The sequence below is a fragment of the Adhaeribacter pallidiroseus genome, assembly GCF_003340495.1.
Taxonomy (GTDB): Bacteria; Bacteroidota; Bacteroidia; order Cytophagales; family Hymenobacteraceae; genus Adhaeribacter; species Adhaeribacter pallidiroseus.
In genome coordinates, this window is record NZ_QASA01000001.1 from 5,162,479 (window position 1) to 5,175,668 (window position 13,190).

General features: G+C 46.1%; 7 protein-coding genes. 2 read left to right on the forward strand and 5 right to left on the reverse strand.

The features are described from left to right. Nucleotides 1-300 precede the first annotated feature (300 nt). Together AHMF7616_RS20545 and AHMF7616_RS20550 are read left to right on the forward strand one after the other, a co-directional pair. The gene (locus AHMF7616_RS20545; RefSeq protein ID WP_115374591.1) at nt 301-1,137 is read left to right on the forward strand and encodes a T9SS type A sorting domain-containing protein; all 837 of its coding nucleotides are present in this window, start codon (nt 301-303) and stop codon (nt 1,135-1,137) included. A gap of 189 nt (nt 1,138-1,326) precedes the next feature. Beyond that, nucleotides 1,327-4,074 (forward strand): S8 family serine peptidase, encoded by a 2,748-nt coding sequence (locus tag AHMF7616_RS20550; RefSeq protein WP_115374592.1) that lies wholly within the window; start codon nt 1,327-1,329, stop codon nt 4,072-4,074. Between the two features lie 166 nt (nt 4,075-4,240). On the opposite strand, the gene AHMF7616_RS26800 is transcribed toward AHMF7616_RS20550, so the two are convergent. The 5 genes from AHMF7616_RS26800 to AHMF7616_RS20570 form a co-directional block, all read right to left on the reverse strand. Further along, a complete protein-coding gene (locus AHMF7616_RS26800) occupies nt 4,241-4,651 on the reverse strand; it encodes a DUF4097 family beta strand repeat-containing protein (RefSeq protein ID WP_199474291.1) in 411 nt (136 codons plus the stop codon). Beyond that, nucleotides 4,642-5,283 (reverse strand): hypothetical protein, encoded by a 642-nt coding sequence (locus AHMF7616_RS26805; RefSeq protein ID WP_199474293.1) that lies wholly within the window; start codon nt 5,281-5,283, stop codon nt 4,642-4,644. The genes AHMF7616_RS26800 and AHMF7616_RS26805 overlap by 10 nt, the downstream gene beginning before the upstream one ends. Before the next feature lie 458 nt (nt 5,284-5,741). Beyond that, nucleotides 5,742-8,120, reverse strand: a complete 2,379-nt coding sequence (locus AHMF7616_RS20560; RefSeq protein WP_115374593.1) for an ABC transporter permease — start codon at nt 8,118-8,120, stop codon at nt 5,742-5,744. A gap of 266 nt (nt 8,121-8,386) precedes the next feature. Next, nucleotides 8,387-10,129, reverse strand: a complete 1,743-nt coding sequence (locus AHMF7616_RS20565) for a serine hydrolase (protein ID WP_147275742.1) — start codon at nt 10,127-10,129, stop codon at nt 8,387-8,389. A 49-nt stretch (nt 10,130-10,178) separates the two neighbouring features. Beyond that, entirely contained in the window at nt 10,179-12,647 is a 2,469-nt protein-coding gene (locus AHMF7616_RS20570) for an ABC transporter permease (protein WP_115374595.1), read from the reverse strand. Nucleotides 12,648-13,190 lie beyond the last annotated feature (543 nt).

Consider the following 13,190-nt stretch of genomic DNA (forward strand, 5'->3'; position numbering starts at 1 on the left):
GCCGGAATCACAAGATACGGATGAAAGTTTTAACCGGGCTGGCAATAACGTGCCCTCTTCCCCGGTAACCATGGCAGGAAGAAGCAAGACCATAGCTAATACTTGATTTACCAGCAGAAAACAGGCACAAGGCCGGCCGGAACCAAAACGTTTTTTTAAATTTTCCGGCCCGATGCCACCCCGGAGGAGGTATGCCAGGAGAACTTATTAAATTCTTTTACTTACCAGTCCGGAGGTGCCATTCTTTGAGTTGCTTTACAACTAGCGGCATTAGTTAGCGGGTTAAAGTTTTCCTGGCCTTTGCATTATCTTCTTTTTCAAAACATCTTAAACGAAACCTTAACCGGAATCGTAACTACGGCTAATAAGGGCTTCTTACTCGGAGGTACTTCTTTATCAGGCCAAAGTGGCGACAAGAGCGAAGGGAACCGGGGTGGCAGCGACTTCTGGCTAATCAGCGTGGATAAAAACAACAATAAACTCTGGGATAAAACCTACGGCGGCAGCGACCAAGACGGAGCTTACTCTTTGGGCCGGAGCGGTAATGCGTATTTTATCTCGGGTCAAGGCAACTCACCGGCTGGTGCAGATAAAACGGCAGCCAGCAGGGGCGGCAAAGAATTTTGGTTTTTGAAACCAGATGCCAATGACGCTAAAGTTTGGGATAAAACCTTCGGCGGCACGATAGACGAAGAACTCCGGGCCAGTATTTATACCCAGGCTGGCGGCTATCTGCTAGCGGGCCGGTCATACTTCGGCAAAAACGGGGATAAAAGGCAGGATAGCCAAGGCGATAGCGCTTATTGGCTGATTAAGATTGCCCTGGAAAAAGCTCCTGCTTTAGCCATGCGGCAAGTAACAGCTTCCCCTACCGAAACAACTGCTCCGGCCAAGAAACTCCCGGTACACGTTTATCCTAATTCTTTCCGGGAAAAAGTAAAGGTGTGTTTTACCTTGCCACAAACCGAAGCCACTATTATTACTGTTTATAACGGCCAAGGACAAGTCCTTACCACTTTGTTCCCCGGTGAAGCGCAAGCTAACCGTACGTACGAAGCAGAAGGGCATGCCCCTGATAAACCGGCTGGTATCTATTTTTTTAAAATTACAAACGCCGCCGCTGCATCAGCAGCATAAACTGCTTTTAACCAAGTAATAACTTGGGCTCCTGACAGCAGGCTGGGAAAATTTTCCAGCCTGCTTCGCTTCGCTTTTATTCCTGCTCCTTAGCTGCCTCGGCCAAATTATATTATAGATCCCTATAACTTAATCCAAACCCAGGAGAATCTGTGATTGTGTGTATATCAACCTTTTAACCCAGTAGCTATGCTCTACTTTTCCCAAAACAAATTTTTTATTGTTACCCTTATTTGTTGGTTGTTTCTCCTGCCTGGTTTAGCCGAGCGCACGCAGGCGCAAAATAAACCCAGTTATAAAATGGATGCCGCTCATCCTTTAGCAAAGATCGGAACCGAATTAGCCGAACTGCACTTGAACCAAAAAGCAGGTACCAGCCAAATTCAAAAACTAAGTTCAGGTGGTCTTCGCAAGAAAAGTCCCTTGCAAATAGAGGGCGATTACGTGGTAATAGAAGCCATCGCGGAACCAAACCAAACCGCTAAGTTGCTCTCGGAATTAAAAGCGTTAGGCATGACCCACGCGGCGGCTTATGGCCGCATGGTATCCGGATTAATGCCTATTAGTACGTTAAACAAAGTAGCCGCTTTACCTAACCTGCATTTTGCCCGGCCCGCGTACAAGCCTATTATTAAAGTGGGCGAGATTACCAGCCAGGGCGACGCGGCCATGTTCGCTGATTCGGTGCGGAAATCGCAGGTTTTAAAAGGCAAAGGCAGCAAAATCGGGGTATTATCTGACAGTTACAATCTCGAGAACGGGGCCGAAAAAGGAGTTAAATCCGGCGATTTGCCGGGTAAAGGCAACCCCAATGGCTATACCACTCCCGTGCAGGTGCTGGAAGATGCCCCTGCTTTTGGCGGAATAGACGAAGGCCGGGCCATGCTGGAAATTATTCATGATGTGGCCCCCGCCGCTACGTTGGCCTTTCATACAGCAATTGGCGGGCAGGCCAATTTTGCCCAGGGCATTCTGGATTTGCAAAAAGCCGGCTGTAATATCATCACCGACGATGTTAGCTACCTGAACGAACCCATGTTCCAGGACGGTATTATTGCGCAGGCCGTGAATGAAGTAACTAAAAAAAATGTTGGTTACTTTAGTTCCGCGGGCAACCGTGGCCGGCAATCGTACCAGGCAAAATTTAAAAATTCCGGTAAAAACGTAATAGTAAATGGCATTAATTACGGCGTAGCGCACGATTTTGGGAACGGTGATATTACCCAGAGCATTACATTACCCCCAGGCGGCGGCATTGCCCTGCCTTTACAATGGGACGATCCTTTCTTTTCGGTGAGTGGCTTACCGGGCGCCCAAACCGACTTAGATGTATTGGTTTTTTATAAAGGAGAGCTGCTGCCGGATTTTTCTTCTTTAGAAAAAAACGTGGGCAATGATCCGTTCGAATTCCTGGGGATCAGCACCGACCCTACCGACACGGCCGAAATTGAAATTGCGATTGTGAAGTACAGTGGCCCCGATCCTACTTACATTAAATGGATAGATTTCGCCAACGGAGAGCCGACGGAACACGAAACAAATAGCTCCACCATTTCGGGCCATAGCAATGCGGCCGGCGCCGTGAGCACCGGGGCAGTTTTCTGGGGCTATACCCCGGCTTACGGAACTTCCAAACCAGCGCGCGAAGAATTTTCCTCGGCGGGGGGTACTCCTATTTTGTTTGATGGTGCGGGTAAGCGGATAAAAGAAGTGGTACGCCGGAAACCCGAAATTATGGGGCCGGATGGCGTAAATACCACTTTCTTCGGCCAAGCGGTGCAAGGGAAATATTACTTTTTTGGCACCTCGGCGGCGGCTCCTCACGCTGCCGCAGTAGCTGCGTTGATGCAGGAATCCGCTGGCCTGACTTTAAGTCGCGACCAAATTTTAAAAGTAATGCAAGAAACGGCGCTGGACATGGAGGATCCTGGCTTTGATTTTAATACCGGTTATGGCTTTTTAAATGCTTTTAAATCGGTAGGTGCCGTGGCCAAACCCGGTACCCGGTCTTTGGTTATGCTTAACGCCAGTAATAGTCAAGAACTGCAAACACTTAGCGAAGGATCCGTTATTAACCTTACCCGACTGGCTACGGCAAAAGTGCGTTTTCGGGCTCAAACCGGACCCATGAAGGTGGGCAGTGTTATTTTAGAGTTAAATGGTCAGAAAATTACGGAGAATAAAGCGCCTTACGATTATCCCAACTCTACGGATAGCTTTGAATTAACCCCCGGCGATTACACGCTAACCGCCACGCCGTACACCCAAGCGCAAGGCGCAGGAGAAGCGGGTATTCCCTTAACCATTCATTTTAAAGTAGTAGAAGAAAAAATTCTGCGATTTGAGTTAATCAACGTGGCGAATGGCAAAGTAATCCAGACTTTAGAAACCGGAGATATTTTGTATTTACCAGCCTTGCCTGAAAAGCTCAACATCAGGGCCATTACCAGTCCGGCCGAAGTGGGCAGTGTTCAGTTTAATTTAAATGGTATTGTTACCATTGAAAACCGCCGCCCGTACGATTTAACGGGTACCTCCGGAGGCGGCCTTAATTTCACCAATAGCTTGTATATATTATCGGCCACTACTTACCCCAATGCTTTGGCAAAGGGCAAAGCCGGCGATAGCAAAACCATTACTTTTGGGGCAACCAACCTGCCAATAGATTTGGCTGCTGATCAGGCTTTCACTGTATTTCCGAATCCGTTTGCCGGGAAAGCCAAAATTCAATTAAAAGCTGCGGCAACAGGTAATGCTTCCCTCATTATTTACAATCTAAACGGCGAACCGGTTACCACCTTGTTTAACGGCAACCTGGAAGCAGGCAAGCAATACGAGTTTGAACTGGACGGAAGCCATTTACCCGATGGATTTTATGTCAGCCGCTTCGTTACCAAGTCGGGGGTAGCACACCGAACCATCAAGCTGCAAAAATAAATCTCTTGCTCCTGATTCGTTTGACCTTCAGCTAATTATACCGGGCGAATCGAAAATTTAAAAAAAGCTTGCAAACAGATAACGCTTATTGATTATCTGTTTGCAAGCTTTTTTTAAATTTTTGAATTCCGGAGAAGCCTTCCCCGGCACTAACGCTTTAAGGCATTTACCGCACCGATAACGACACATTACCGCTGCCCGCGTCGGCACTTATCCGGACACCGCCCCCGTTTAATTTACCGCGGACTTCGTCTTTTTGGATGGTGCCGTTAAACGCAGCGAGCTTGCCTACATTTACCTGGTCGGCTTGTAAATCCAGGTCCGCAGCAATGTTTTTAGGTAGATGCAGGGTAATATCGCCGCCCGAGTTACTCAGCCGCACGTATTTACCGGGTTGTTTAATGGCTACCTCTAAGTTGCCGCCGCTCGTAGCTGTTTCCAAAGTGCAGGCCATGTCGCGCAGGTCAATATCGCCGCCGGACGTACGGGCACTTAACTCCCCGGAAACGTTTTTGCCATCTACATCGCCCCCGGAAGTATGGGCTTCTATAACGCCATTTAAATTAGTTAAGCGCAAAGAGCCCCCGAGGTAACCAACCGTAGGTCACCGGTACAATCGGTAGCTTCTATGTCGCCGCCGCTGGTAGTTAAATCAATGTTATCTTTCGAGTTCTTCAGATGAATGCTGCCGCCGGAAGTACTGCCTTTGGTGCGGCCGCTTACCCGGTCGATGTTTAAATCGCCGCCGCTGGTGGTAAAGTGCTGCTCGCCCGCAATATTCGCTAACTGAATACTACCGCCACTGGTAGATAGATCCGTCGAAATTTTTTGCGGTACAAATACCCGAAACGAAATATTGAGGCCGCGTTTCCAATCCATATCTCTTTCCTTGGGCCGGGCCCGGGCAATGAGCTTTCCGTTGCTGGCCGTAACCGTAAGTTCGTAATCGGCGGTTATCCGTTGTTGAATTTCTTCTTTGGTAAGCGTTTCGCCGGAACGGTTATTATTCTGGTTTACGTACACTTCTACGCGGGCATCGGCATTACTGCCGCCCGTTACGGCAATGCTGCCACCGGAGGTTTTTACCTCCACACTTTTAATGGATTCGCTGGTCAGCGATTTGGTAAGGTAAGGCTCTTGCCCAGCTTTGATTTGAGCGTTTGCCGTAAAACCAAGGCCAATTAATAATAGGGATAAATACGTTTTCATAGTTTAGTTCTTAGTTTTTAAATTTTTGAATTCTTGTGCGGTTAGTAGCTTGTTTTATCTGTAGATTCTGAAAACCCGCCTCTGGTTGCCTGCTGATTTAAGCGGAATGTGGCAGCGTGCCCGTTTGTTGCAAAGCCTCGAATGGTATTTGGTAGTCTCGAATGCAAGATCTGCCGCAAAAAATGCCAGCCGCAACGGGAGTCAATAATAAAGACGAGCAGGTAAGCCAAACATTACAAAAAATTTAAAAAAATCAGGTAAAAAATTTAAAATGTGTGGGAACCGGTTTATAAGTAGTTGGTCGTTATTAGTTGTTCGTTGTTCGATTGTTAGTATCTTAAAAATAAACTACTTAGTCGAACCTGTGCATCTGTTTAATTTTGCCCAAGTACTTAGAAGTAATGGAGCGGTTTTTTAAAAATTTACATTACTCCAGCGCGAAAAATTTAAAAATTTGTCTATTCATCCTTCAAACTCTGGGCAGGGTTCACCGAAGCGGCTTTAATGGCTTGGCTGCTCACGGTAAGCCAGGCCACGAGTAAGGCCGCCAGTCCGGCTCCCGCAAAATACCACCACTCTAAATCTATCCGGAATTCAAAATTATTGAGCCAATTGTTTACTACCAGGTAACTCAGCGGCAACGCAATACAAATAGCCACCACTACCAGTTTGGTAAAATCGCTGGATAACAAATACACAATACTAAACCGGCTGGCCCCTAACACTTTGCGTACGCCAATTTCCTTGCGCCGGCGTTCGGCGGTGAAAGCGGCTAAACCAAACAGCCCCAGGCAGGAAATAAGAATGGCAAACCCGGCAAAATACTGGGAAAGGACGGCCACCCGTTGTTCGGCTACGTAAAGGGCTTGAAAATCCTGATCCAAGAATTTATAGTCAAAAGCAAAGCTAGGATTAAAGGCCTCGTGCAGGCGGCGCACCTCGCTGATCACTTCTTTGGTTTGCCCCGCCCCGATCTTAACCATAATGGTATTGGTGCGCGGAGGGTCTAATACAAAAAACAAGGGCTTTACGTTTTCGTGCAGCGATTCAAAATGAAAATTTTTCGCTACGCCCACAATTTCCCGATCGGTACCCCACAGGTTAATATGTTTACCTACCGGATCTTTTAAACCCATGGCGGTAACGGCCGCCTCGTTAAAAATAATTTTGGTGTTATCGGTAGCAAAATTTTTGGAAAAGGCCCGTCCGGCAGCCATTTGAATACCCAGCGTTTGCAGCAGGTCGTAATTCACGCTTACTAATTCAAAATCAATACTTTCATTCGGATCTTTTCCTTCCCAGTCCAGACCACCCGTGGTATTGTGGCTGCCAATAATACTGCTGCTAATGCTGGAGGCATTTACCACGCCCGGCGTATTTTTTACCGCGGCCAGAAATGCGTCCTGGTTTTCGTAGAGTTTGCCCTGCCGGTCGAAATAAATAATATTGTTTTTGTCGTAGCCCAATTGTTTGGTTTGAATATACCCAATTTGCTGGTACACCACCCATACCGCTACCATTAAAATTACCGATAAGGCAAACTGAAACACCACTAATCCTTTGCGAATTAACACTTCCCCCAAAACGGTTTGCAACTTTCCCTTTAATACCGCAACCGGATTAAACCCGGATAGATATAAAGCGGGATAACTGCCGGCAATCAAGCCGGTGCACAAAGTAACCGTCAGGATGGCCAAGATAAAGGAAAGGTCTGGAGTAAGGGTTAACTGTTTGCCGGTAATCTGGTTAAAAGCCGGCAATAATAAAACCACCAGCAGGAGGGCTACCCCCAACGATACAAACGCCATGAGCAGCGACTCGCTCAGGTATTGCCAGATAAGCGTGCTGCGGGAAGCGCCCATTACTTTCTTTACGCCTATTTCTTTGGTGCGGCTGCTGGCTTTGGCCGTAGAAAGGTTCATGAAATTAATGCAGGCAATTAAAAGAATAAACAAGGCAATAACCGAAAAAAGCTTCACGTACACGATTCTGCCGCCCGTTTGTACTCCGTTTTCGTAGTGGCCATATAAATACTTCTGCGAATAAGGTTTCAGCAACAACTGCCGATTAGTACTGCCCACTTTGCGGGCTAACAGGTTCGCAATTTTATTATTAAACTGTTTCGGGTTTGCGCCGGCTTTTAAAACCGCGTAGGTATGCGTGCCATTGTTTCCCCATTCTAAAACACCGGGATTGATGTCTTTCCAGGCTTCAAAAGACAGCAAAAAATCGAACTGTTCGGAAGAATTAGTTGGAACATTTTTAAAAATACCTGTAACGATTACGGGCTTTTGTAAAGGTCCCACTTTCCAGACCATGGTTTTGCCCACCACATTTTGCGTCGTGCGAAATAATTTTTGCGCCAGTTGTTCCGATAGCACAATGGCGTTTTTATCGCGCAACACGTCTTTGGCCTGCCCCTGAATAAGATTATAGGAAAAAACCTGGAAAAAGTCCGGGCTGGCAAATTGGCCGGTTCCCTTAAAAGCTTGGCGATCTTCTTCGCCGATAGAAAGAGTAAATTTGGGAAACCACGAATAATGCATCACCGCCGCCGCAAATTCCACTTCCGGCATTTCTTCCGCCAAAGCTTGTGCTACCGGGCCGGAAGTCATTTCACTCACGATAATGTCATTCGCGTTTTGCCGGCGTTCCATCACCCTAAATAGTCTTTCGTCTTTCGCGTGAAATTTATCCACGTGTAGTTCATCGTTTACCCAGAGGTAAATAAATAAAGTACAAGCCAGGCCCGTAGACAAGCCCATTAGGTTTATAAGAAACGTACTTTTAAACCGGAGAAAGCTGCGATAGGCTAATAGTAGGATATGCCGGAACATAGTGAATGGTTTTAGAATTACTAGTCAGGATTTACTATCCGGAGTAAATATTATTTCGCCGAAAATAGATATTGAAAATGCAGTAAGAACAATGCCAATTACTTAAGTTATTATTTTTCAACGTTTTATACGCCAGATTGAGCGCAATATTTAAAAAAAATGTCCGGTTCCGGTACAATCTGTTGTTCGTTTCCGAATCAGCCGGAGCGGGTTTCGGAAAAGCAGTTTTACCTTGCTGCAGCAGCAGAATAAAACCGCCAAAAAGTTTATTTCACTACTACCACCGAATTTTTGTACCCATTTTCTTCCGCAATTTCGGGGTTGCCCGGATCTAACACCCAATCGCCGTCTATTACTATTTTGTACGAGTATTTTCCGGGCGTTAAATCCAGGCGGCAGACCCATTCGTCGCCTTGTTTTACAAAGAAATTACGGTACGCATTCCAGTTGTTAAAACTGCCGGCCAGTGTTACAAGTTTGGCGTTACTATAACCTTTTAATTTAAATTCTGCGTTACCCTTTGGTACTTTAGCGGCGGTAAGCTGATCGGCCACTAGTTTAGCTTCTTTGTTCTTTGGGTCCAGGGTATAAGCCTTTAAGTAATTTTGGGCAGCCGTTTCTTTTTCACCGTTTAACAGGCAGGCATACGCATAGCTATCGTATACATTCGCCGATTGCGGATACGCTTCCAGGTTTAACTGCAGCACTTCTTTGCCTTCGGCTACTTTGCCGCTGCGCAAGAGTTGGTAACCAATACTGTTCATCTCGTCTTCGGCAATATCCGGTTTATGATCGGATTTTAAGAAAGGTTTTATGGCGGCGGTTACGCCTTGTTTGGGAATATTCTGCCGGAACAAAAAGCCAGGGTTGGTATACGGTTGGTAATCAATAAAACCAATAGCCGGCTGCTCGCGGTTAGTTACCAAGTGTACTATTCGGTTAGCAACGCTTAAACCATTATTGCTGTTGGTAAAATACACTACGCCCATTTTTTCTTTCGGGTAAGCCAGTACGTAACACCGGAAACTGTAATTATCGCCCCAATGCCAGAAAGCTTTATCACCGGAAACTTCCTGCAAACCTATTCCTAGCCCCCAGGCGACTTTTTTGGATAATGCTGCCGCGGCATTGGTTCTTTCTTCCGGCACCTGAATTTGCGGTGTGAGCATGGCTGCTAGAGTTTGCTTTTTCAGGCCGGTTCCGTTTAACACGGCCGTAATAAACGCGGTATAATCGGGAGCGGTGGTGTGTAACGAAGCAGCAGCATTGGCAGCAGTTGGTTTGTTTTTCGGCAAAGGATTGCTAAAACCATCGTGCGGAGTGGCGGCTTTCGTATCAAAATCGGGCCGCCAGACATAACTGCTGTTCGGCATGCCGAGCGGCCGGAATACTTTCTCGGTTATAAAATCGTTTAAGGGTTTGCCCGTTATTTTCTCTACTACTTTTTGCAGATACACGTAGCCTTCGCCGGAGTAACTAAACTTTTGGCCGGGTTCAAAATTAATCCGCAGTGAATCGTTGTTGCGCCAATTCGGAAAGCCGCTAGTATGGCTCAATACCATGCGGGCCGTAATTTTTTTATAGCGGGCATCCCTTTCGATATCCGGGTAAGGCAAGTAGGTATACAGCGGCTTATCCAGGTTTAGCAATCCTTGATCCACTAACTGCAGGCAGGCGTAGGCAAAAACCGGTTTACTCAGAGAGGCCGCTTCAAAAACAGTATTAATCGCCATTTTTTCTTTGGTTTCAATGCTTTTTACGCCATAAACCTGCGTGTAGGCCATTTTGCCATCTCTGATTACCGATATAGCTAACCCCGGAATAGAAGCACTATCGAGTAGTTGCGGAATGGTTTGGTTTAGCTTAGCAATTAACAAACTTTGCTGACTACCTCCCTGTTGCGCCACACTGCTCCAGGATTGCCCGGTGAAAACCAGGCTTAAGCATAGAATCATCCATTTTTTAAATTTTTGCATTTTTAACGGTAAACGAACAAATCTTTTCTTCATGAGCTAAAGCATTATTTGCCGGAAAGGGAATTTACTTACCATCAGAAAACTACTCGGTGCGCAGGCTCTTTACCGGATTAGCCACAGCCGCTTTAATAGCCTGAAAACTCACTGCCAGTAAAGCAATTGAAATAGCAGAAATCCCGGCCAGAATAAAGAGCCCTGCCGAAAGCGGCACCCGGTACGCAAAATCCTGCAACCACCGGTGCATGGCCCAACCCGCCAAAGGCCAGGCTACAACATTGGCCAGCACTACTAATTTTAAAAAATCGCGGGAAAGCAATGCCACAATGTGGGTGACCGAAGCGCCCAATACTTTGCGGATACCTATTTCTTTGGTGCGTTGCGTAACCGTAAAAGCTACTAAACCAATTAAACCCAGGCAAGCAATAAAAATGGCTAAGTCGGTAGCCAGGCGAACGATAGTTGCCATTTTTTGCTCGTTGTCGTAAAAATGGGCGATAGTTTCGTCGAAGAAAGCGTAATTAAATTTTTGTTCAGGGTAAAGTGCCTGGTACTCTTTTTCCAGCTTTGCCAGCGTCGCTTTCACTTCCGCGGCTTGTTTGCCACGGGTAGCCAGCTTCAGGCTAATAGTACGAGCAAATTTATTTTCGGCGCCGATGAATACAGGCTCGATAGACTTATGTAAGGACTGCACGTGAAAATCGGCCACTACGCCTACAATAGGCAGTTTTTTATTGTCCAGCATGGCATAGTGCCCTACCGCTTCGTTGACTTGCTTAAAACCAATGGCTTTGGCGTAGGTTTCATTAATTAATATTTCCCGTAAAGTGTCGCTGGGAAAGATGTTACGCCCGGCCAGCAGCTTAATACCGTACAAGTTAATAAAATTTTCGTCGCCGGACTTATTATGCACGTTCCAGCTGATCTCTTCTTTACCAGCGTGGTATTTAAAGACCATGGTGTTGGTACCACTGCGAGCGGGGGTAGAGTTACTTAAACTAACCTGCGCCACTTCGGGCATTTGCCGGATTTTGTTTAACAGCACAAACTTATTTTGGGTTTTATCGCGCCAATCCAGCTCAAAGGTTACAATTTCGTCTTGTTTAAAACCCATATCCTGGCTGCGCATAAAATTAATTTGCGCTCCTACTACCAAAGCCCCCAAAATAAAGGCCTGCGAAAGCGTAAACTGAAACACAATCAAGGTTTTGCGGAGGTACGCTTTGCGGGTAGTCGTAGAGGAGATTTGCCCTTTCAGCGATTGAATAGGGGCCGCTGCCGATAAAACCAAGGCCGGATAGAAACCAGCTAACAGGGTAGTTATAATGGTAAGACCAACTAGAAACAATAACACTGCAGGGCTAAATAGGGGCAAGTGAATGCCCGGCGGCAAAAATGACCGGAATACGGCCAGGAGGGGATTGGTAAGCAGTACCGCCAATAATACGGCAACTAGGGCTAACACAAAAGTTTCGCTCAGAAATTGTGTAATCAGGCTATACCGGCTACTACCTAATACTTTGCGCACGCCTATTTCCTTGGTTCGTTGCACCGATTGCGATGTAGCCAGATTAATAAAATTAATGCCTGCCATGAGCAGCAAAAAAACCGCTACTCCCATAAGCGCGTAAAGTGTAGGGCGGTGCGCCAGTCGCACAAAATCACTGCCGTAGTCGGCGTTAAAGTGAATATCCGCGAGGGGCTGCAGTAAAAAAGAACGATTGTTATTATATCCATCTTTTGGTATGTGCCGGTCAATTAAACCAGGAAACTGTTTTGCTATTTGGGCCGGAGTGGTGTTCGGAGTTAGTTTTATTAATAATTGCGAAGAAGAACTGGTACCGCCCCATTCTTTTAGTCCTAGCTTATTTTCCCAGTCCGGACTTTGGGCACTCGCCAGCGAAATAAAATCAGTAAAATGGAAGTCGGTGTTTTGCTGAAAATCGCGCACTACCCCCGCCACTGTTACCGTTAAGGTATCTTCCCCATCCAGGTAGGTGAGGATTTTGCCCAGGTAATTCACCGGCTTTTGGTTACCAAAATATTTACTTGCTTGTTTCTCGGATAATACGACTTTATATGGCTCGTGCAGTGCGGTTTGCGCATTACCGGCGAGCCATTCGTATTTAAAAACAGCAAAATACTGCGGATTGACGAGTATGTAATTAGCCTTGGCGGGGTGATAATCAGTGGCGCTAAGATCCAACTTTTTCATTTTTCCTTTGGCTTCGGGAATATGCACTTGCTGCGCATAAAATAGGTGAAAAGGGGCGACGCTCGCCAGTCCGGTTATTTCTTGTTGCATAGCGTTTGGTAAGGCCCCCGACACCCCGCAATTTTTAAAAATTTCACCGGCAAAACCTGTTTGCGATACTACCCGGTAAATCCGGTTCCGGTCCGCGTGGAAGGTATCGTAACTTAATTCAAACCGCACGAGCAAGTAGATAATTAAACAGGCACTAACGCCAATGGCTAAACCCAGTATATTAATCGCCGAAAAAGCGGGGTACTTCCAGAAATTGCGAAGGGCTATTTTAAAGTTATTGCGGAACATGCTAGCTGGATTAAGATTTATAAGATTACTGATACTTAAGTTGAAAATACCTTAAACAGACTTATTCGACTACCACCACTACTCAGATTTAATCTAACAAACTTTCATAAATTAAAAAGAAAACTGTAGCGATTAGAGCCCCCGCCCCGCCCCGAAACCGGGTAATCCCACCACCGATAGTTCTGTTCTTACTTAATTCGCCGCTACCTGTTACCGGAAAACAAGGAAGAAAAATGCCAGAAACGTATATAATTAAAAATCAGCGAAATAAACCACTTACTTCTTCTCAATTGTCCGGTTTTGATACAACTCTCGTTCGCTTTTAGAACAACATTTATCTGCTTTATCCAGCGCAGGAAATTAGCTCGATAAGTAAATAATTTTTATAAATTAGTACCCTGGTCAGAGTGGCGGGCAGCGCGGCATTTCTCTTTTAGCGTGCCAGAGAAACGGTTACTAACCTCTTTAAAAATTGATGAACGTAACCGGAGCCCTTATTTTAAATGCCTAATAAACCTAGTACCAGCTTCCTTGTTCGCTTAA